The following is a 21,716-nucleotide window of genomic DNA, read 5'->3' on the forward strand; positions in this document are numbered from 1 at the left end:
TTTCATAAGAGAAGCCTGGTTCATTTAAACCGGGCTTTTTTATTCCACATAAGTGTCATTGCTTCGTACCTCGCAATGACATAAAGAAATAAAACGTGAACCTTGAACAACCACGCTTTTAATCAGCCCAATCAACAATTCACTATAATTATCCACATCAATAACAATGAGTTAAGCCTTGCGTTCTAAAAACGGGTTTTCAACACTTGTGAATTACTAATGTTAATTACACTTTTGCTTTAAACGTATTTTAGCAACATCGTTTATCAGTCTGTTTATGGCCAAAACAAAATATCTTGTCCTGCTTGTTCTTATCTTCACAATAACACGGTTAAAGGCGCAGCAAAGCGCGGCGTTCGAAATTTACCGCACCTACCATGCCGCTACCGACCTGATGGATAAAGGCGAATACACCGCTGCCGCCGAGCAGTTCCGCCTGGTTGAAAAATCGCGGTTAAGCACCACCAATCAGCCCGAATTTGAATCGCAGTTATCTTTACTCAAAGAAAACGCTCAATACTACGAAGCCTTTTGTGCACTGCAATTGAATAACGACGATGCCGAGAGCCTGCTGGTGAGGTTTATCAAAGAGCATAACGAAAACCCGCTGAGCAAACTGGCCTATTTCCAGGTGGGCCGCTCCTACTCCAAACAGGAAAAGTATGCCGACGCCTTAAAATGGTTTGATAAGGTACAGGCCAGCGACCTGAGCGGCAGCGAATATGTAGAGTATAAGTTCCGTAAAGGTTATGCGTACTTTGCAACCAACGATTACAAAAACGCACAGCTGCTTTTCAGCGAAGTAAAAAACACGCACTCGCCGTTCACCGAGGATGCGACCTACTACTTTGCGTACATATCTTATTTGAATAAAGATTATAGCATCGCACTCGTTAACTTCGAAAAGCTGAAAAACTCGAAGAAATACGAGGCCAGCTACCCGTATTACATCACAGCCGTTTATTTTTTAGATAAGCGTTACGACGATGTGATCAGCTATGCCATCCCTATTGTTAACAACACTAAACAGCTTAACGAAACCGAGATATTGCATCTGATAGGCGCAGCCTATTTCGCTAAAGCGGATTATAAAAACTCGGCTGCTTATTACGCCCGTTTCCAGGATGAGGACCTGGGTAAAACCCAGAACACACAGGACGATTACCAGATAGGTTATGCCAATTTTAAAATAGCCAATTACCCGAAGGCTATTAAGGAACTGGAAAAATTGGTCGACCGTAAAGATATCTACAGCCAGAACGGTAGTTATACCTTAGGTAATGTGTTTTTAAAGGTAAACAACAAGCAAAGCGCCCGTAACGCATTTTTGGTAGCATCGAAATTGGATTTCGACCCGCTTTTGCAGGAAGATGCATTGTACGAGTACGCCAAGCTATCCTACGAACTGGATTTTAACACCCAGGCTTTGGATGCGACACGCCTGTACCTGAAAAAATATCCGAAGACTTTAAAGCTCGACGAAGTAAAAACCTTACTGGCCGAAGAGTTGCTTAACTCACACAATTACCGCGAGGCGATCGATATCCTCGAACCTATCCCAAATAAAACAGCCAGCGCAAAAGAGGCTTACGAAAAAGTGACCTATTACCGCGGTTTGGAATTTTATAACGAACGTGCCTTTGAGAATGCCATAGGCGTATTCCTGCGCTCACTGAAATACCCGGTTGACCCTAAAATAGAAACGTTGACCGTTTACTGGATGGCCGAAGCCATGTACGAAGTGCGTAAATACGGCGAGTCGGTGGAGAACTTTGAGAAGTTCCTGGATATGCCCGAAGCCCGCAATACACCGGTTTACAACTATGCTAACTACGCCCTGGCTTACGCAGCTTTTGGTGGTGAGCAGTATAAAAAGGCTGCTATTTACTTCGAAAAGTTTTTAGATGGCGATGAACGCGATAAAAACACCATCAACGACGCAACTACACGAATTGCCGACAGCTATTTTGTATTAAAAAGCTACAGCAAAGCGCTTACCTATTACAACCGTATTATTGATGACCATGCCCCGGGCGAAGATTACGCATTGTTTCAGCGCGGTATGATACAGGGTTTGCAGGGCCAGCCCGACGCCAAGATATCTACCTTAAAAGATGTATTGGTCAAATTCCCGAACTCGAATTATGCGGATGATGCTTCGTTCGAGATTGCTTACACCTACTACCTTAAAAATGATGGCGACCAGGCCAAAACCGACCTGATGGCGCTTATAGACAAATACCCGCGCAGCAGCTATATCCCGCGTGCACTGGTGACCATGGGACTGATCGACTACAGCGCCGGCGGCAAGGATGATTTCGCGATCCAATCGTTTAAACGGGTTATACAGGAATATCCGTCGACAGAAGAAGCCAAACAGTCGTTAAAACAGATTGAGAAGATCTATACCGACAAAGGCGATGCGCAGACTTTTATCAATTACGCAGCTACTACGCCTATCGGTAATTATACCACCGCCGAGCAGGAAAATATTATGATAACTGCAGCCAACAACCTTTATTTAAAAGGCGACTGGCAAGGTACGGTATCGGGCGTGAATGCTTATTTTGATAAATTCCCGAAAGCGATTTACGATAAACAGGCTAAGTTTATCCGCGCGCAAAGTTTGGTACGGTTGAACCGCCCGGATGAAGCAGTACCGGATTATACCTATATCCTGAACGATTGGACCAGTCCGTACACCGAAAAATCGCTGCTGAGCATGTCGCAGATCTACATCGCACAACAAAAGTATAACGAAGCGGTACCTTTCCTCAAACGGTTGGAAACCAACTCCGAATATCAGGCCGATTATGGTTACGCGATTGATAACCTGATGCTGTGCTATGCCGAAATGGAAATGGCGGATGATGCGCTGAAATACGTAAACCTGGTACGGGCCAACACCAAAACATCCGAAGAAGATAAGTTCCGCTCGAGCCTTTACGCCGGTAAAGCTTACCTGGCCAAAGGCGACACCACTACCGCACTAAAGGAGCTAAACGATGTGGTAAATAATACCAAAACCGTTGCCGCAGCCGAAGCTAAATACAACATCGCCAATGTGGAGTATCTGAAACATAAGTATAAAGAATCGCAGAAAACCTGTTTCGACCTGATCAACAAGCTATCGGCTTACGATTACTGGGTCACCAAAACCTATATCCTTTTGGCTGATACCTATGTCGGCTTGAAAGATGTCTTCCAGGCAAAAGCGACATTGCAGAGCGTGATAGACAATTATAAAGGCGACGATGATATTTTACCGACAGCCAAGCAAAAATTAGAAGCCCTATCAGCCGGAACTGAAGTGAAGAAAGACGACAACAAGGAGAACAAGCAATGAAATTAAGATATATCACCCTCATTACTGTTGCGGCGCTGTTTTGCTTTGCTGACGTAAACGCCCAAACCCCGAATAATAAAAAGAAGACCACGGCTAAACCTGTCGCAAAAAAGCCGGCCGCCAAAGCCCCTGTGGCTGATAAAAAAGCGGCAAGCTTAGCTAAATCTCTGCCTGTAACTATTGATACCACCAAACGTGGTGGCGGCAAAACGGCAAATCCGGTTAACCCGGTTAATCCTAACAATAGTCTGTCCGAAGAAATTGTGGTAACCACGGCCTACAAACCGGTATTAGCCGAGGCAGTGAAAATACGCCGCAATCCTGATCTGGAAGACCAGGAGCCATTTAAGGCGCCTCTGAATTATAATCCGCTGGATAAAACCCTGCAGTTGAACACCGACATCCGCCAGTTTGAGGCGATGAAAATGCCACGCGAGCAGCCTGCCGAAGTGTTTAATAACTACGCTAAGTTAGGCGGCGGTAACCTAAAAACCACCTATGGCGAATTGTATGTAAATAACGGCGGCGACCCGGGTTTGCAGTTGGGCGGCTTCCTGAAACATTTCGGCCAGTCGGGCAGCCTGTATCAGCAAAATTACAGCAAGGAAGAAGCGGGTATCTTCGGTAAGAGCATCGGCGAAAGCTCAACCCTGAGCGGCCGTGTAAATTACAGCCTGCGCAACAATTATTTTTACGGGTACAACATTATGCAGTTGCCGCCGGCCGGCCTCAATGCCGATAAACAACATTTCAGTGCCTTATCGGGCGAAGTTGAATTGGCCAAAAACACTACCGAAGAGGAAAAACAATTTATCTACGCTTTAAAGCTTGGTGGTTATACATTCAGCAACGCTTATAAGGCTAACGAGAATAACATCGTAGTATCTGGTTACATCAACCAGATTGTTGGGCAATTTTATGCAGGTTTAAACGGCAGCATCGATTTCACTACAGTAAAAGACAGTGTGTATAACCGCAGCAATAACCTCATCAGGGCCAATCCGTACATTAAGCTGGAAGGTGAGAATTACAAGATCGATGCCGGTGTGAAGATCGTGAGCCTGATCGGTTACAAAAACGAGATCAATATTTTTCCGGCTGCCCGCCTGGAGTTTCAAATCGTACCTAAATATATACGCTTGTTTGCCGAAGCCAGCGGCGATGTCGACCGTTCGTCGATACGTGATTTTACCGAGGTCAACCCTTTCCTGGGCAAAAACATCAACATTCAGGATGCTATAGATCAGCTCGACCTGACCGTAGGTTTAAAAGGTATGCTTGCTCCCGGCCTGGGTTTCAAAGCGAGCATCTACCGCAACAGCGTTAAAGATATGCCACTGTTTGTAAGCGATTTTAATGCTACCCAAACCTATAACCGTTTTAATGTGATATACGATAACGGCAAATCGCGCGTAAGCGGTTTTAATGGTGAACTGGATTATAAAGCATCTGACGATTTCGATATTTTCGGCCGGGTGGAGTTTAAAGATTACCAACTGGCATCGGAAACACAAGCCTGGAACCTGCCTAAGTTTAAACTGACTGCCGGTACGACGATCCATATCAGCAAACAGATCAATATCAACGGTTCGCTGATGTTCCGTGGCGCTACGTACGATCGTACCGGTGCGGCCAGCCAGATTGTGAATATCAACTCGTTTGCCGATATCAGCGGCGGCGCCGAGTATAAAGTGAACAACAAATTCTCGATATTTTTGCAAGCCAACAACCTGTTGAGCAATGGTTCGCAAACATGGTTGTACTATCCTAACTATGGTTTTAATATATTTGGGGGCGTGGGCTATAAGTTTTAGTCCTTTTGATGTTAGTTAAAATCCGTATTTTTAGCCGAAATGGACATTACTGCCTTTATTAACGACTTATTGGCCCGAGAAGGCGTGTTGATAGTACCCGGACTTGGCACCTTTAACAAGACACGGGTTGAGGGCTATTATAATAAGGATCAGCAACACTTTTACCCGCCGACCCGGCAGATACAGTTTAAGACCGATCAAAGCGATGATAGTACGCTGGCGAACCTGATAGCCGAAGAACGCCAGATATCCGTTGCCTCGGCTAAGTATTTTATCGAAAAATTTGTAACCCATATTTTAGAGCAGGCCGGCACAGGCAGCGTGCCCTTTGGTAATATGGGCGCATTCAGCACCCGCAGGGGGTCGCTTATTTTTACCCCGAGCGAATTGAACGAAACTGATGAAATGTTTTACGGGCTCGCACCTGTACGATTGAAACGAAACAGTTCGTTCAGGCAGCAGCAAGCTGCGTTTGTACCGCCACCAAAACCAGCCGAACCACCTCCAGCCCCGGTACCCGAACCCATGCCTGTTATTCCGCAGCCCGAACCTGTTGAAGAACCCGCAGAACCCGGGCCTGTTGAAGAAGAATACATTGAAGAGGAAGAGGCAGAGCATCACAGGGTTAATATCTGGCTGGTACTGGCCTTAATTATTGTAGTTATCGGTGTTGCCATTATCGGCATTTACATTTATAAACCTGCACTTTTCAGCCGTTTCAAACCAATTCTGGGCAAGCTATCGCACAAAACGGCCCCGGCACCAGCAATATCTACGGCCGACTCGCTGAAACGTGCGCAACAGGCCCAAAAAGATATAGGCATTGTACATACTGTACCTTCGTTGCAAAAAGACAGCGTCGGCACGGACACCTTCCGGATTGTTGTGGGTTCGTGGCAAGGTTTAAAAAAGGCAACGCAGGACGCAGAAGACCATACCAAACAAGGTATAAATGCCGAGGTGCATCGGTCAGGCGGCAAATATCAGGTTACAGTAGCAACCTTTAACAACAATGATTCGGCAAAAGCAGCGTTACCTGTTTTTAAAGAAAAACTAAAAAAACAGGACATCCGTATACAAACTTATCCATTTAAAAAACCATGATGTTATTATTATTGCAAGCAACCGATACCGTAAATAAAGTTGTAGATACGGTAGCCAAAGCCGCGCTGCCGGCACAAATGCCCCAGGAAGAGATCCGCTTTGGCGATCTGCTGGTTAAAGGCGGCTGGGTATTACTACCTATCGGCCTGCTGTTCGTGCTGGCGCTGGTTATATTTTTCGAGCGTTATTTTACCATCCGCAAGGCAGCTAAAAGCGAAGCCGACCTGATGGCAAACGTACGCTCAAGCGTTATATCCGGCAACCTTGAAGCGGCGATAGCTATTTGTAAAAACAGCAATACCCCATTGGGCCGCATGTTGCAAAAAGGTTTGTTGCGCATCGGCCGCCCGATAAAGGATATCGAAGGCGCTGTTGAGAATATCGGTAAGCTTGAAGTATCCAAGCTGGAAAGGAATATACCGATTATTGGTATTGTGGCGGGTATTGCGCCAATGTTCGGCTTTTTGGGAACAATTTGGGGCGTGATCAAGATATTTTATGATATCTCCAAAACCGATAACATCAGCATGGGTGTTATTTCGGGCGGTTTGTATGTAAAGATGGTAACCTCGGCAGCGGGTTTACTGGTAGGTATCATCGCTTATGTGCTGTACAATATTTTAAATATCATGGTCGATAAAGTGATCCTGAAACTGGAAACAGATGCCATCGAGTTTATCGACCTGTTAGAAGAACCGAGCAAATGAATTTAAGAACACGACATAAAAGGCATTCGGCCGAGGTGCATACTTCAGCAATGAACGATATTATGTTCTTCCTGCTGCTGTTCTTCCTTATTGCCTCTACGGTTACCAATCCAAACGTGATCAAGCTGATGCTGCCCAAATCGGCTTCGGGGAAATCGGTATCCAAAAAAACCATCACGGTATCGGTAACCAAAGAGCTGAAATATTTTGTAGATAGAAAAGAAGTGCAGGAAGCCGACCTTGACAAGACGTTATCCGAATACAAAAAGTTAGCAACCGAACTTACTATCGTTTTATATGTCGACCGTACCGTAGCTATCCAAAATGTAGTATCGGTAATGGATGTGGCACAAAAACTGAATATCAAGCTGGTGTTAGCCACCGAGCCTAAATAATACATGGAGTACAGGGAAAGTAATTATCCGAAGGCATTTGCCGCTACCACGGTCATCGTAGCCATCCTGTTTGCGCTGTGCTACCTGCTTACCATTGGTATGCCCATGCAGCAGCCCGAAGGTACCGGTGGTATTTTGGTGAACTACGGCACCACCGACGAGGGCAGCGGTAACGATATCAGCAGCCTGGAAGACCCGTCGCAATCAGAAAAAACGAGCCATAACAGGCCCGATAAAACTACGCCCAACCCTACCGATAAGTCGGAATCTGAAAACAGCAATAAAAACATCGTCACCCAAAATACCGAGGATGCACCGGTGGTGAATGCCAACGATAAAAAGCCGAGCAATACGGTATCTACCGAGCAAAAGACCGCGCCCCAGCATGTTGTCGATCAGCGGGCGATCTACAAAGGTGCGACTCATACTTCCGGGAACGGCGGCGGAGACGGTACCTCAAATAAAATCGGCAACCAGGGCAGCATTAACGGCTCAACCCTGAGCGATAACTACGGACCGGGTGGCTCAGGTACCGGCTTAAACATGCCGCACTGGGGTTTTGTGAGCCCGCCGGATGTGAGCAACATCCACAGGGTTCCCGGTACTGTGGTGATAGACTTTATAGTCGACCCTGAAGGTAACGTGTTGCAGGCCTCGTCGAACAGGCAACAAACCCGCGCCACGCTCGACCTGATACAAAGCTGTATCGATGCCATCAAGCGTACAAAATTCCATTCGTCGACCCCGGTTACAGGGAATACCCCAGGCCAGTACAGGTGGGTATTTAAAGTGGATTAGCAGGGGTCAATAGTCAATGGACCATAGTCTATTGTTTAACTTGCAAACATTTCCTTGTAATATCTTATACTTCGCGCTCATCGTATAACTTTGCACTATGGACTATCAACTATAGTCTATGGACTAAAAAATGACCTACGCCCAAACCATCGATTACCTGTATAACCAACTACCCATGTTTACCCGTGTTGGCGCTTCGGCATTCAAAGCCGATCTGACCAATACTTATGCTTTGTGCGGCAGGATCGACAACCCGCAGCATAAGTTTAAGAGCATACATATAGGCGGCACTAACGGCAAAGGCTCAACATCGCACATGCTGGCGGCAATTTTGCAAACAGCAGGTTATAAAACCGGGTTATATACCTCGCCCCATCTAAAAGATTTTCGCGAACGTATCCGTGTAAACGGGCAAATGATATCCGAACAAACGGTTGTCGATTTTGTGCAGCAGCACCAGCCGGATTTTGATGAGATACAGCCTTCATTTTTTGAAATGACTGTTGCTTTAGCTTTTGATATTTTTGCAAAGGAGAAAGTCGATATCGCCGTTGTGGAGGTTGGTTTGGGAGGTCGACTGGATAGCACCAATGTCATCTCCCCGCTCCTGTCGGTAATTACCAATATCGGTTGGGACCATATGAATATGCTGGGCGATACCCTGCCGCTCATCGCAGGGGAAAAAGCGGGAATCATTAAAACCAATACGCCAGTCATTATCGGCGAATATCAGGAAGAAGTGGCCGGTGTATTCGTTGCGAAAGCAAAGGAGAAAAATGCGAAATTGGTATTTGCTTCGAAGGAGTTTAAAGTTGAAAGTTTAAAGTCAAAAGCACCAAATAGTATTGATCTTGTCATAACTCACAACTCACAACCCACAACTCACAACCTACAGCTCGACCTGCCCGGTTCCTACCAAACCAAAAATGTAAAAACCGTTTTGGCTGCGGTTGACGAACTGCGTAAACAAGGTTTTGTTATCAGCGATGCGCATATCGCGGAAGCACTGAAACAAGTAAAAACCCTGACCGGCCTGCGCGGGCGCTGGGATACCTTAAGTACCAATCCGTTGGTGATATGCGATACCGGCCATAACCCCGATGGCATTGCCGAAGTGATGAAGAATATCGCGGCAACGCCTTACCAGCAACTCCATTTTGTTTTAGGTATGGTGAACGATAAAGATCACAGCAAAGTGCTCGATATGCTGCCTGAAGATGCGATATACTACTTCTGCAAACCTGACATACCGCGGGGATTGGAAGCAGAGAGCTTAAAGCAGAAAGCCGAAAGCTTTGGATTGCAAGGATCGGTTTATGCAAGCGTTCCCGAAGCTTTTAAGGCTGCCAAACAAGCCGCAAAGCCCGATGATCTGGTGTTTGTTGGCGGGAGTACTTTTGTGGTGGCAGAGGTGGTGTAGGTTTGTATTAAAAAAAACTGTCATTTCGAGCGATAGTGAGAAATCTTCTACTACAGAAAAGTATACGGCAAACCTGTCCGTAGCAGAAGATCTCTCCTAAGTCGAGATGACAAGATAGAAAACTACTCACTATTCACCACTCACTACTTCAACTCATCCAATACCTTAAACATCTTTTGTTTGATGCCCGAGGTACTGCCGTTATAATTATTTACCATGATCGAAAAGCAATACTCACGCCCATCTTTCGAGGTTTGAAAACCGGCATAGGTCAGCACATTATTGATACTGCCACTTTTCATTTTAGTGTTATTGTAGGTAGGCAGGCTTTCATAAAAATCGGGAAACCAGGGCATGGCTTTAGCCGATTGCAGGATAGTGGCCATCGTGAGCGTAGTTACCCTGTCGCCGGGTGAAAGGCCGCTGCCGTCGACGATGTTTAACGAATGCGGATCGATGCCTTTGGCTTTCCAGAACTCATGCTCCACCTCTACCCCACTGGCTGTTGTTACCGGTTTACCCGATGCCAGAGCGATGGTTTTGAGCAACTGCTCGGCGTACAGGTTGATGCTTTTTTGGTTGAGCCAGTAAATGATCCGGCTCAGTTTGGGAGAATTGTAACTCACCAGCAAAGTACCGCCGGCAGGTGGTTGTAGTAAAGTACGTACCGATACCGGGCCGCCACCTACATCGATGCCCAATCGTTTAAGTGTGTCCGCCAGCCTGAAAGCTGCGTCATACGCCGGGTCGGGTACGGCAACCGATATACTTTTCTTGCTTTGATCCTGGGCATAGGTACCACGCAAGTACATTATGTTATTATCCACAGGTAAAAACGCGTACGACCGGTCGCCGGTGCCCGCCTCGGCATTAGTCAGTTCGCTTTTGATATTGAGGTAAGGCACTTCCGGTACGGTTCTCAATACACCAACCGCCGAGCCAACGCTGCCTGTTTTAAGCTTGATATCGAATTGGTTTTCGCGCCAGCAAAGGCCCGAAGTGCCCGCGCCGTAATAATTGCCGATATCCTGCCATATCCAGCCATCGGGGATAGATGCCGTGCCAAAAGCTGAATCGTCGGCGATAATACGACCGTTGATATGTTTAATACCTGTTTTCCGTATGGCATCAACCCACAAACTTAACACGGCGTTTTCCCGTGTTTCGGGATAACGCCAGCTGCCCAGAGTAGGGTCGCCGCTGCCTTTGATGACCAGGTCGCCGCTGAGGGTACCATTATCGATCGTACCTAAATAATTAAGGTTAGTGGTATATTGGTAATCCTTACCTAAAATATTAAAGGCTGTGATCGTTGTAATAGTTTTAAGCGTAGACGCCGTTGCCAGGCCCATATACGGGTTGACGGTAAAGACCTGTTCGCCGGTTTTGGCGTCGAGCACCGTTAACGATATCGAGGCGTAACGGCTCTGGCTATCCTGTTGCAGCTTATTGAACGCGTTTTGCAGGCGTACCTGCAAATTTTGCGCACCTGCATGTAATCCTAAAAAACAAAGACTAAGTAGTGCTAACTTCTTCATTACCTAAAAAACGCTTAGCCAGAAAATAGATCGGTATACCCAGCAATACAATAATTAAACCGCCTTTGGCGTACTCAGGTTTGTATAACAATAATAAAACGCAGAAAGCCACTCCCATTAAAATATAAAGCGCCGGTAACACGGGGTAACCAAAAGCTTTATAGGGCCGCTCGGCATCGGGGCGCTTAACACGGAGAATGTAGATTCCCAGAATAGTGAGAATGTAAAAAATCACCACTACCAACGATATCATATCCAGCAAATTACCATAGCTTCCGCTTAACGATAACGCGCAGGCAACGATGCACTGTACCCATAAGCCAAACTCGGGCACCGCAAATTTGTTGAGGTCGCCGGTGCGTTTAAAGAACAAGCCATCCTTAGCCATGGTGTAATAAACGCGGGCACCGGCCATAATTAGTCCGTTATTACATCCAAAGGTCGATATCATGATCATAATTGCGATGATAGCCGTGCCGATATCACCAAAAATGACATGCGATGCTGATACTGCTACACGGTCTTTAGCTGCGGTGGCAATATCATGCAAGGGCAAAACGCCGATGTAAACCACGTTTGCGCTTACGTAGATCAGCGTTACGATCAACGTGCCAAAAAACAGGCTTAAACCGATGTTACGTTTGGGGTTGGTCATTTCGCCGGCGATAAAGGTTACGTTGTTCCAGGCATCGCTGCTGAAAATCGAACCTACCATAGCTGCCGCAATAGCACCCAGTGCGGCCGACATGGTATAAGCCGCCACCGTAGCATTGCCATTTTTATCCAGGCCGTGCAGGTTCCAGGCATTTGTCCAGTTAGTGTGCCATACATCGCCTTTAAGGGCGATCAAACCGAAAACAATGAGCCCGAATAAACTCAGTATCTTAGTCAATGTAAAAATGGTTTGTATCCATTTGCCGCTTTTAACACCGCGTGTATTGATAAAGGTGAGTAATACAATAATGATAATAGAGACGCCCTGGGCGTGTGATATTTTAAGCGAACCTATATTGAAAAGAACAAGGTCTTCGCTCAAAGCAGGGAATAAATAAGCCGCAAATTTTGCGAAAGCCACACCTACCGCTGCAATAGTGCCGGTTTGTATCACCGCGAAAAAACTCCAGCCGTATAAAAAAGCGATCAGTTTACCATAGGCTTCCTTTAAATAAACATATTGCCCGCCTGCTTTGGGGAACATGGCGCTTAATTCGCCGTAACTTACAGCAGCGGTCAATGTCATGAAACCGGTCAGCAACCAAACCACAATGAGCCACCCGGCCGAGCCAACATTACGGGTGATATCGGCGCTTACGATAAAGATACCGGAGCCGATCATTGAGCCTACAACAAGCATGGTGCCGTCTAAAAGGCTCAGCTCGCGCTTCATTTCTGGTTGTGGTGTTTCTGTTTGCATGGAGTCAGTTTAGGGTTTAAGTCACTAATCTATTTAAAAATTTAACAGGTTGATATTTTTAATTGGCATTTCATATTAAATAGTTACTTAATGTTACATTTTTCCATTTAAAACGCATGCGCAGCAATAAATTCAGAAGCGCTCAAATTCAAGAAATTAAATTTGGTAATTTGCTTGTTCTCCTTAATTTTACCGACTTTCAAAAGTATAAACCAATTTTTTCCTATTTCTATAATTGACCGTATGGATTTTCTAAACAATTACTTAATTTATTTAATACCTGTATTTGGCCTGGTGGGTATTGTGGCTATGCTGATCAAATCGGCCTGGGTTACCAAACAAGAAACAGGCGATGCCAACATGACGGAGCTTTCGGGTTACATTGCAGATGGGGCAATGGCCTTTTTACGTGCCGAGTGGAAGATACTAAGCTATTTTGTTGTTCTCGCGGCCATATTATTAGCATGGTCGGGTACTACGGTTCACAACTCGAGCCCGCTTATTGCCGGCTCGTTCCTGATAGGCGCATTTTTATCGGCTTTCGCCGGATACCTGGGCATGCGCATTGCAACCAAAGCAAACGTCCGCACTACACAGGCTGCTAAAACCAGCCTTGCGCAGGCTTTGAAAGTATCGTTTAGCGGCGGAACTGTAATGGGGCTGGGCGTTGCCGGTTTGGCGATCATCGGCCTGGGCTCGCTGTTCATTGTATTTTTCAGGATGTTTATTAAAGTTGATGTTAACGGCGAGGATATGGCCAAGGCGCTTGATGTGCTGGCCGGCTTTTCGCTGGGTGCCGAGTCTATCGCCTTATTTGCCCGTGTAGGCGGCGGTATCTATACCAAAGCCGCCGACGTTGGCGCCGACCTTGTAGGTAAGGTTGAAGCAGGCATCCCTGAGGATGACGTGCGCAACCCGGCTACCATTGCCGATAACGTAGGCGATAACGTTGGCGACGTTGCCGGTATGGGTGCCGACTTGTTCGGATCGTACGTGGCAACTATGCTGGCTACCATGGTATTGGGCCGCGAGATCGTATCGCACGATCAGCTTGGCGGAATAGCCCCGGTTTTGTTGCCAATGGTTACTGCGGGCTTAGGTTTGATATTTTCGATAGTTGGCGCTGCACTTGTCAGAATAAAAGGCGAGCACGACAGCGTGCAGAAAGCGTTAAACATTGGCAACTGGTCGTCAATCATATTAACTGCTATAGCTACTTATTTTGTGGTGCAATGGATGTTGCCCGCAGGCGATCTGTTCATGTCGCGCGACTTAGCCAACGGCGTACCCCGTGTGGGTGCATCATTTACCCGCGATGGCGTATTTATGGCCATCCTGGTTGGATTGGTGGTAGGCACCCTGATGTCGGTCATCACCGAATATTATACAGCTATGGGTAAGCGCCCTGTGTTAAGCATTATCCGTCAATCATCTACCGGTCACGCTACCAACATCATCGGCGGTTTGGCTATCGGTATGGAATCGACAGTACTGCCGATCCTGGTGTTGGCAGCCGGTATATTTGGTTCGTTCCATTTTGCAGGTTTATATGGTGTGGCTATCGCTGCCGCAGGTATGATGGCAACCACGGCAATGCAGCTGGCTATCGATGCTTTTGGCCCTATTGCGGATAACGCAGGCGGTATTGCCGAAATGAGCGGCTTGCCGCCGGAGGTACGTGAGCGTACCGATAACCTGGATGCCGTAGGTAATACTACCGCCGCTACCGGCAAGGGTTTCGCTATCGCATCAGCCGCGTTAACTTCGCTGGCCTTGTTTGCTGCCTTTGTGGGCGTTGCGGGTATTGCACATATCGACATTTACAAAGCCGACGTTTTGGCCGGGTTATTTGTCGGCGGTATGATTCCGTTCATCTTCTCGGCGTTGTGCATCTCGGCTGTCGGCCGTGCGGCCATGGCCATGGTTGAAGAAGTTCGGCGTCAGTTTCGCGAGATACCGGGCATTATGGAGTACAAAGCCAAGCCTGAGTACGAGAAATGCGTGGCCATATCAACCAAAGCTTCGATCCGCGAGATGGTTGCCCCTGGTTTGATCGCTTTGATCACGCCAATTATTGTAGGCTTTATTTTTGGCCCCGAAGTTTTGGGCGGTTTATTGGCCGGTGTTACCGTATCGGGCGTACTGATGGGCATCTTCCAGAGCAATGCGGGTGGCGCGTGGGATAACGCCAAAAAATCGTTCGAAAAAGGTGTGGAGATCAATGGAGAGATGTATTACAAAAAATCAGAACCGCATAAGGCTTCGGTAACAGGCGATACCGTGGGCGATCCGTTTAAAGATACTTCGGGTCCGTCGATGAACATCCTCATCAAACTGATGTCGATCGTATCGCTGGTTATTGCACCGCACCTGAACCCGGCCAAATTGCCTCCGCCATCGGTAAAAAATAACCCTGTAAAAGAGATAAAAGCACCAACGGCCGCTATTACAAAATTAAATACGGCAAAATACCAATAAAACTATCCGTATTGTTACTTAAAAGGGATTCCCTAACCGGAATCCCTTCTTCGTTTTGCAATATATTTTAACTATGTTTGGAAAGTACATTAAATTAATACACTAAACTGACTGATGAATTTATTTGTAAAGAAATCCATTGACACCTTAATGGCAGCCTCGAAAGAAGGCGAAAAAACATTAAAACGAACGCTCGGCGTAGGTTCGCTTATTGCATTGGGTATCGGCGCTATTATTGGCGCAGGTATTTTTGTGCGTACGGCTGCCGCCGCCGGCGAGCACGCTGGCCCTGCTGTAACCATATCGTTCCTTATTGCTGCAGCAGGCTGCGCCCTGGCAGGTTTATGTTATGCCGAGTTTGCCAGTATGATCCCGATCGCCGGTTCGGCCTACACCTACTCTTATACCACCATGGGCGAATTCATCGCCTGGATCATCGGGTGGGATTTGGTTTTGGAATACGCTTTAGGCGCTGCTACGGTAGCCATCGGGTGGTCGCAGTATTTCAATAATTTTCTCGAAACATTCTTTAATTGCCACATCCCGTTCGCGCTGTCGCATTCGCCGTTCGAGGTGTCGACAACAACCACGGGAATGTATGCGGCAGAAATAGGCACCCGCGGCCTGATCAACCTTCCGGCCATATTCATCCTGTTAATGCTTACCCTGTTGCTGATTAAAGGCACAGCCGAATCGGCAATAGTTAATAATATCATCGTTATTGTTAAGGTAGCCATCGTATTAATGATCATCGGTTTAGGCTGGCAATTCATCAACCCTGCCAACCATACGCCTTACATGATACCCGAAAACGCGGGCGACGTAAAAACCAATACCGGTATTGTGCACTATGCCGATACGTTTAACCACGGATGGCTTGGGGTGTTACGCGGCGCAAGTGTGGTATTCTTTGCATTCATCGGTTTCGACGCCGTATCAACTGCAGCACAGGAAGCCAAGAACCCACAAAAAGATATGCCGAAAGGTATCCTGATCTCGCTGGCATTTTGTACTATTTTATACATCCTGTTCTCGCACGTATTAACCGGTTTGGCACCTTACAAAGAGTTTTTAGTAAAAGGTAAAGAGGCGTCGGTAACTTATGCCATCACTACTTTTATGACAGGGTACGGCTGGTTGGCCAAACTGGTTACCATAGCCATCTTAGCCGGTTTTTCATCAGTTATCCTGGTGATGTTACTGGGCCAGACCCGTGTGTTCTATACCATGAGCATCGACGGCCTGATCCCACCTGTGTTTTCAAAACTGCACCCTAAATTCCGCACACCATACAAATCCCAATTGTTCTTTTTTGTATTCGTATCGCTGTTTGCGGGTTTTATACCAGACAGTGTAGTAGGTGAAATGGTAAGCATAGGTACCCTGTTCGCTTTCGTACTGGTTTGTATCGGTATCCTGATCCTGCGCCGGAAAAGCCCTGATCTGGTACGTCCGTTTAAAACGCCATTATACCTCATCGTTTGCCCGCTTGGCGCTTTGATCTGCCTGGCTATGATGGGCAGCGAAGGCCTTGAAAACTGGCTGCGTTTGATTATTTGGATGGCTATAGGTATGTTTATCTACTTTGGTTATAGCATTAAAAACTCGCACGTAAGGTTAGGTAAGACCGAAACCCCGAACGACCCGCCTAATCCACATTTTGTAGAATAATGAAATTCAAAATCCCGGAGCAACTATCCGGGATTTTTTTTGTTCATTATTTTGTAGCTTTAACCTAACCAAACCCTCAAACCTATGAGCGAATATTTTACTTTCGACCCCAGGGAGATACTTTCGGTAACGCTGATCCTGTTTGCCATCATTGATATCGTTGGTACCATACCTGTTATTATCGAACTGCAGCGCAAAGCGGGTTCGATAGCGGCCGAAAAGGCCTCACTTGCAGTAGTATTCCTGATGGTGGTATTCCTGTTCGTGGGTAAGGAATTGCTGGGTATTATCGGCATCGATATCCCTTCGTTTGCTATAGCCGGTTCGCTGGTCATCTTCTTTATTGCTTTGGAGATGATCTTAGGGCACAAATTCTTCAAAGAAGCAGAGGATGCGGAATCAGCCGAAACTACCTCGATGTCGATAGTCCCGCTCGCCTTTCCGCTCATCGCAGGCGCAGGTACCATGACCACCCTGCTTTCACTCAAATCGCAGTATCAGACGCAGAACATTTTGATCGGTATTTTTTTGAATACGCTGTTTGTATACCTGGTGCTCAAAAACACCTACCGTATCGAAAAACTCTTAGGTAAAACCGGGCTTGAAGTGTTACGCAAGGCCTTTGGTATTATCCTGCTGGCAATAGCTATCAAACTATTCAGGAGTAATACGCATTTGTAAAAAATCAAGAGTTAGAAGGTAAGATGCTATCTGCTTCTTACAAACCTTTTTTCAAAACCATAAGTCGCATATTTGTCTGTTGCTGAATCTGGATTAATGATGTAAAAGCTCAAAGGATCTGCTCCATATATTCTGTATTGCTTATAGTAGACAGAATTTTTATCAACAGCATAATTAGAGTGTCCTAATTCTTTAAAAGTTGCTGCATCTGCGCTATCTATGTAATTTATCCTTCCCTCGTCAGAATCTCTTAGCCACACATTATAATTATAGTATACTTTGCCGTTGTCTATTTCGTAACCATCCTGGCAACTTTTAAAACATAGACCAACAACGATCAATAGTACTCCGATAATAGTTATTGTCGATCTTTTCACTCAGCTCTAAACTACGTTTTTATCATCCTCGCCACAAACATCGTATCTGCCTTATGTTCGTAACCTTTTAACACGCTCGTCTTCTCCAACTTCAACCCAAACTCTTTGATCAAAAAATCAACCATATCCTCATTCTCGGCCTTGAATGCCGAGCAGGTAATATAGATCAGAGGCTTACCAGGTTTAAGATATTTGATTACATTGGGTACAATACTGCGCTGCAGGTTTTGGAACGACTGTATCTTAAAATCCTGGAACTGGCTGATCATCTCGGGCGTTCGCCCCCAGGTGCCCGAGCCGCTGCAGGGTGCATCCAGGATAATGCCATCGAACTCGTAATCGTGCAGCTCCGGGTCGACGTTTTTAGTCAGGTCGACCAGCTTTTTCTGATACTTACGCAAACCTGCCTGTTGAAAGCGCTCATCGAGGTTAGCTAAGATGGATTCGCGGATGTCGGATACCACGAGTTTCAGATCGGGCTGCAGTTCGTGCAGCAGCAATGATTTGCCGCCTGAGGCTGCACAGGCATCCCACCAGTGCTCCCATTTTTGCGGTTTGAAGAATTGGGCGGTTTGTTGCGACGACCTGTCCTGCACCTCAAACCAGTGCTTATCCGGGAAGATCAATTCGAGCCGGGTACCGTTTGGCAAAGCCAGGCATTGCTCCTCCTCTTCCCTGAACACTATTTCGGCTTTAGCCAAAGTGGCCTTTACCTGCGTTTCGAAACCTTTTAAAACACGGATATACAGATCGGGTTGTACAAAAAAAGATTTTAGAAAAACCTGTTTGTCGATGGATGGTGAAAGCTCGCCCGTCCACGGGAAAACATCTTCGAGTTTAAAGCCGGGATGTGCTTTTTTTACCATGGCCAGCTTCTCATCCAAACCAAAATGGATGCAGGCCGCCCATTCGGGTTTAAAGTGCGCAATGAAGGAGTTGGTTTGCGTATTGCATAAAAACTCGGCAACAAAAAGGCGTTCTTCGCTGGAAGTATTAAACAGCGCCTTGCCTAAACGGAAATAATTATAGATCAACCGGCCGGCGATACGCCTGTCGGTAGAGCCCATTTGTTTATTGAGCCTGTAAAAGCCAGGTAAAAACTTACCTAAGGGTGTATCGGCTGGGTATTCGCCCAATATACGCTCAAAAGTTTTTAGCTGGTTCAGGGCCTTCATTCTGCTTTCTTCAGTTCAAAATTCTGGTATCGCAGTACCGTCACACGGGTATTCACCCATCCATATGCGGCAGTTTTTATAAAGCCAAAATGGTTATTCAGCCCCTTGTACATTGCCTTATCCAGGTGAGCTAACGAATCGGCGTTTGCGCCAAGCAAATTACCAAAATAATACCCTTCATCAAAACCTTTAATGGCGTAATCGCCGGGCGGCGTATGATAAACCCTTTTGTAATCGCGGATAAAGTTAACCGTAGCCTGGGCCTTGTAATCGATGTTATCCGATGTGGTGATGTGTGTTTTTAAGTTCTGTAAAAGCTCTGGCTTCAGGTAATCGAACTTGCTCCAGTTGGGGTGCCCGAATACGGTTACCGGGTAATTTTGCGCCACTTTTTCGAGCGAACGCAAAGTAGTTACCAAAAACAGTTCGTCCGTTGCCGGGATGATAAATATGTTCTCTTCCGAAGTCGACATCTGCGGAAGCAAAGCATCGAAATTACCGCGGCTGATAATCGTACTGATCACCTGCACACGCTTTTTACCCAGGCTATCGATCGCCTTGTGAAAGGGCGTAATATATTTATTCTCATCGCTATAGCCCGATTTGAGGATAAACACCTTTTTAGGTTTGATGCGATCGGTAATAAACCTCGCCGCAGCCCAGGCATGATACTCTAACGGCGGGATAACCGTAACCAGCTTATTACTTTTAAACTGTGCCGGTGGCGCGGGCGATAAGGGCGAAACGATCAGTTTGTTGGCGGTAAAGTTCGAAGCAAATGCTGTGATACCTTCCGGGAAAACCGGCCCCACGATCAGATCACTGGTACGCACTTTAGGATTGAAAGCCAGCAGGCGCGACTGTGTACCCGACTCTTTCGAATCGAAAACCAGCAATTTATAATTGTTGCCTTTCGCCGTCAACGAATCGAGCGCGAATTTAAAACCCTGGTAATAATCCACCGCCAGATCGGCTTTGCTCAGGTTATCACGACTGGCGCTTGCACCTAATTCAAGTTCATCAAGGTTAAATGGCAGGATCAGCGCAATGGTCGACGTTTTGGCAACGACCGGTTTTGGCTGTACAAGGGGCTGTACCGGCTTAGCCTCGACATGTTTAGCTGCAGCTTTTTCCGTCGGGCGTATCTTGGGCGAACAGGCAGCCAGTAAAAGCCCTGCAAGCGCAAATACTACCCACCTATTCCCACTCAATGGTAGCCGGTGGCTTCGAGCTGATGTCATAAACTACACGGTTAATACCTTTAACATTGTTGATGATCTCGTTTGATATTTTGGCCAGTACGTCGTAAGGCAAATGGCACCAATCGGCTGTCATACCGTCCAGCGACTCTACAGCACGTAAGCATACCACATTTTCGTAAGTACGCTCATCGCCCATCACCCCTACCGATTGTACCGGCAGGAAGATGGTTCCGGCCTGCCAAACTTTATCATATAACCCGGCAGCCTTTAAATTGTTGATATAAATCGCATCGGCTTCCTGTAAAATAGCCACCTTCTCGGGCGTAACGTCACCCAAAATGCGGATAGCCAATCCCGGACCAGGGAAAGGGTGCCTGCCCAGTATATTATTATCTATTTTTAAGGTGCGGCCAACGCGGCGCACTTCGTCTTTAAACAAAGTTTTAAGCGGCTCAACCACTTTCAGTTTCATAAAATCGGGCAACCCGCCAACGTTGTGGTGCGATTTAATGGTTGCCGATGGCCCTTTTACCGAAACCGACTCGATCACATCGGGGTAAATGGTACCCTGGCCCAGCCATTTCACATCGCTGATGGCATGTGCCTCGTCGTCGAACACCTCGATAAATACACGGCCAATCGCTTTACGTTTCTTTTCAGGGTCGGATAGTTCCGCCAGAGCATCGTAAAAGCGCTGTTTGGCATCAACGCCTTTTACGTTAAGGCCCATGTGTTGGTACGAATCCAATACCGACTGAAACTCATCCTTACGCAGCAGGCCGTTATCTACAAAAATACAATGCAGGTTTTTGCCGATAGCATGGTGCAGCAATACCGCCGCTACCGACGAATCCACACCTCCCGAAAGGCCAAGTACCACTTTATCATCACCTAATTGCGCTTTCAGTTGAGCAATAGTCGTTTCCACGAACGAATCCGGCGTCCAATCCTGCACACAACCGCAAATATCCACCAAAAAGTTTTGCAGCAATTGCTTGCCATCTAAACTATGGGTAACCTCAGGGTGGAACTGGATACCATAAGTCCGCGAGCCGCTAACCTGGTAAGCCGCCACTCGTACGCTATCAGTACTGGCGATGATCTCAAAATCGTCAGCAATGGTTATAATCGTATCACCATGGCTCATCCACACCTGCGAGCCCGCGCCTATGCCTTTGAACAAGGGATTGCCGGGTTTGATATAGTGCAGGTTAGCCCGTCCGTATTCGCGGGTGCTTGATGCCTGCACTTCGCCGCCATAGTTATGGGCCAGGTATTGTGCGCCATAGCATACCGCTAAGATGGGGTACTGTGCCTTGTATCTGGCATAATCAAATTGCGGTGCCTCTTCCTGCCGTACCGAATACGGGCTTCCCGAAAGGATAATACCTTTCACACTATCATCAAACTCGGGGATGTGGTTAAAGGGGTGAATCTCGCAGTAAATATTGAGCTCTCTTACTCTCCGGGCAATGAGTTGGGTAAATTGCGACCCGAAGTCAAGAATGATGATTTTTTCTTGCATGGGCAAAGATAGTTTTTTGTGATGACAGGTTAAAGGAGAAGTTATTAAGGTTTGCGATGTTAATAACTGGT

16 protein-coding genes are annotated in these 21,716 nt (G+C 46.6%); 10 read left to right on the top strand and 6 right to left on the bottom strand.

All coding sequences use genetic code 11. The features are described from left to right. Nucleotides 1-277 precede the first annotated feature (277 nt). From BEL04_RS15510 to BEL04_RS15540, 7 genes are all read left to right on the top strand, one after another. Nucleotides 278-3,346, top strand: coding sequence for a tetratricopeptide repeat protein (locus BEL04_RS15510; RefSeq protein ID WP_066005692.1), 3,069 nt, complete (start codon nt 278-280; stop codon nt 3,344-3,346). Continuing rightward, nucleotides 3,343-5,160 (top strand): hypothetical protein, encoded by a 1,818-nt coding sequence (locus BEL04_RS15515; RefSeq protein WP_066005694.1) that lies wholly within the window; start codon nt 3,343-3,345, stop codon nt 5,158-5,160. Before BEL04_RS15510 ends, BEL04_RS15515 begins: the two co-directional genes overlap by 4 nt. 39 nt (nt 5,161-5,199) lie before the next feature. Beyond that, on the top strand, nt 5,200-6,264 hold the full coding sequence (locus tag BEL04_RS15520) for a hypothetical protein (protein ID WP_066005696.1): 1,065 nt from the start codon (nt 5,200-5,202) through the stop codon (nt 6,262-6,264). Continuing rightward, nucleotides 6,261-6,971: a MotA/TolQ/ExbB proton channel family protein gene (locus BEL04_RS15525; protein WP_066005698.1), complete on the top strand. Its 711-nt coding sequence runs from the start codon at nt 6,261-6,263 to the stop codon at nt 6,969-6,971. The genes BEL04_RS15520 and BEL04_RS15525 overlap by 4 nt, the downstream gene beginning before the upstream one ends. After that, nucleotides 6,968-7,366, top strand: a complete 399-nt coding sequence (locus BEL04_RS15530) for a biopolymer transporter ExbD (RefSeq protein ID WP_066005700.1) — start codon at nt 6,968-6,970, stop codon at nt 7,364-7,366. The genes BEL04_RS15525 and BEL04_RS15530 overlap by 4 nt, the downstream gene beginning before the upstream one ends. A 3-nt stretch (nt 7,367-7,369) precedes the next feature. Next, entirely contained in the window at nt 7,370-8,164 is a 795-nt protein-coding gene (locus tag BEL04_RS15535) for an energy transducer TonB (protein WP_066005703.1), read from the top strand. 130 nt (nt 8,165-8,294) lie between these two features. Continuing rightward, nucleotides 8,295-9,584, top strand: a complete 1,290-nt coding sequence (locus tag BEL04_RS15540; protein WP_066005705.1) for a folylpolyglutamate synthase/dihydrofolate synthase family protein — start codon at nt 8,295-8,297, stop codon at nt 9,582-9,584. Nucleotides 9,585-9,727: 143 nt separating this feature from the next. On the opposite strand, the gene dacB is transcribed toward BEL04_RS15540, so the two are convergent. Next, nucleotides 9,728-11,122, bottom strand: a complete 1,395-nt coding sequence (gene dacB, locus BEL04_RS15545) for a D-alanyl-D-alanine carboxypeptidase/D-alanyl-D-alanine-endopeptidase (RefSeq protein WP_066005707.1) — start codon at nt 11,120-11,122, stop codon at nt 9,728-9,730. Further along, a complete protein-coding gene (locus BEL04_RS15550; protein ID WP_066005708.1) occupies nt 11,100-12,536 on the bottom strand; it encodes an APC family permease in 1,437 nt (478 codons plus the stop codon). Before BEL04_RS15550 ends, dacB begins: the two co-directional genes overlap by 23 nt. 243 nt (nt 12,537-12,779) lie before the next feature. Between BEL04_RS15550 and BEL04_RS15555 the strand changes: the two genes are divergently transcribed. From BEL04_RS15555 to BEL04_RS15565, 3 genes are all read left to right on the top strand, one after another. Further along, nucleotides 12,780-15,014 (top strand): sodium-translocating pyrophosphatase, encoded by a 2,235-nt coding sequence (locus BEL04_RS15555; protein ID WP_066005709.1) that lies wholly within the window; start codon nt 12,780-12,782, stop codon nt 15,012-15,014. 114 nt (nt 15,015-15,128) lie between these two features. After that, on the top strand, nt 15,129-16,685 hold the full coding sequence (locus BEL04_RS15560) for an amino acid permease (RefSeq protein WP_066005710.1): 1,557 nt from the start codon (nt 15,129-15,131) through the stop codon (nt 16,683-16,685). A gap of 84 nt (nt 16,686-16,769) precedes the next feature. Then, nucleotides 16,770-17,366 (top strand): MarC family protein, encoded by a 597-nt coding sequence (locus BEL04_RS15565; RefSeq protein ID WP_066005711.1) that lies wholly within the window; start codon nt 16,770-16,772, stop codon nt 17,364-17,366. A gap of 26 nt (nt 17,367-17,392) precedes the next feature. Here the strand turns inward: BEL04_RS15565 and BEL04_RS15570 are convergent, their stop codons facing one another. Genes BEL04_RS15570 through guaA form a run of 4 tightly spaced genes read right to left on the bottom strand, consistent with a single transcriptional unit; the run spans nt 17,393 to nt 21,645 of the window. After that, nucleotides 17,393-17,743 (bottom strand): DKNYY domain-containing protein, encoded by a 351-nt coding sequence (locus BEL04_RS15570; protein WP_066005712.1) that lies wholly within the window; start codon nt 17,741-17,743, stop codon nt 17,393-17,395. Nucleotides 17,744-17,754: 11 nt separating this feature from the next. Continuing rightward, entirely contained in the window at nt 17,755-18,918 is a 1,164-nt protein-coding gene (locus tag BEL04_RS15575; protein ID WP_066005713.1) for an RsmB/NOP family class I SAM-dependent RNA methyltransferase, read from the bottom strand. Then, complete coding sequence (locus BEL04_RS15580; protein ID WP_139113067.1) at nt 18,915-20,159, bottom strand: ABC transporter substrate-binding protein; 1,245 nt, start codon at nt 20,157-20,159, stop codon at nt 18,915-18,917. Before BEL04_RS15580 ends, BEL04_RS15575 begins: the two co-directional genes overlap by 4 nt. Next, entirely contained in the window at nt 20,116-21,645 is a 1,530-nt protein-coding gene (guaA, locus tag BEL04_RS15585) for a glutamine-hydrolyzing GMP synthase (RefSeq protein ID WP_066005715.1), read from the bottom strand. Before guaA ends, BEL04_RS15580 begins: the two co-directional genes overlap by 44 nt. Nucleotides 21,646-21,716: the final 71 nt, after the last annotated feature.

The organism is Mucilaginibacter sp. PPCGB 2223 (assembly GCF_001705515.1).
GTDB lineage: Bacteria > Bacteroidota > Bacteroidia > Sphingobacteriales > Sphingobacteriaceae > Mucilaginibacter.

Bases quoted from the DNA above. Each gene is read 5' to 3' on its own strand.
- BEL04_RS15510 (WP_066005692.1), top strand. From the start codon at position 278: ATGGCCAAAACAAAATATCTTGTCCTGCTTGTTCTTATCTTCACAATA.
- BEL04_RS15515 (WP_066005694.1), top strand. From the start codon at position 3,343: ATGAAATTAAGATATATCACCCTCATTACTGTTGCGGCGCTGTTTTGC.
- BEL04_RS15520 (WP_066005696.1), top strand. From the start codon at position 5,200: ATGGACATTACTGCCTTTATTAACGACTTATTGGCCCGAGAAGGCGTG.
- BEL04_RS15525 (WP_066005698.1), top strand. From the start codon at position 6,261: ATGATGTTATTATTATTGCAAGCAACCGATACCGTAAATAAAGTTGTA.
- BEL04_RS15530 (WP_066005700.1), top strand. From the start codon at position 6,968: ATGAATTTAAGAACACGACATAAAAGGCATTCGGCCGAGGTGCATACT.
- BEL04_RS15535 (WP_066005703.1), top strand. From the start codon at position 7,370: ATGGAGTACAGGGAAAGTAATTATCCGAAGGCATTTGCCGCTACCACG.
- BEL04_RS15540 (WP_066005705.1), top strand. From the start codon at position 8,295: ATGACCTACGCCCAAACCATCGATTACCTGTATAACCAACTACCCATG.
- dacB (WP_066005707.1), bottom strand. From the start codon at position 11,122: ATGAAGAAGTTAGCACTACTTAGTCTTTGTTTTTTAGGATTACATGCA.
- BEL04_RS15550 (WP_066005708.1), bottom strand. From the start codon at position 12,536: ATGCAAACAGAAACACCACAACCAGAAATGAAGCGCGAGCTGAGCCTT.
- BEL04_RS15555 (WP_066005709.1), top strand. From the start codon at position 12,780: ATGGATTTTCTAAACAATTACTTAATTTATTTAATACCTGTATTTGGC.
- BEL04_RS15560 (WP_066005710.1), top strand. From the start codon at position 15,129: ATGAATTTATTTGTAAAGAAATCCATTGACACCTTAATGGCAGCCTCG.
- BEL04_RS15565 (WP_066005711.1), top strand. From the start codon at position 16,770: ATGAGCGAATATTTTACTTTCGACCCCAGGGAGATACTTTCGGTAACG.
- BEL04_RS15575 (WP_066005713.1), bottom strand. From the start codon at position 18,918: ATGAAGGCCCTGAACCAGCTAAAAACTTTTGAGCGTATATTGGGCGAA.
- BEL04_RS15580 (WP_139113067.1), bottom strand. From the start codon at position 20,159: ATGACATCAGCTCGAAGCCACCGGCTACCATTGAGTGGGAATAGGTGG.
- guaA (WP_066005715.1), bottom strand. From the start codon at position 21,645: ATGCAAGAAAAAATCATCATTCTTGACTTCGGGTCGCAATTTACCCAA.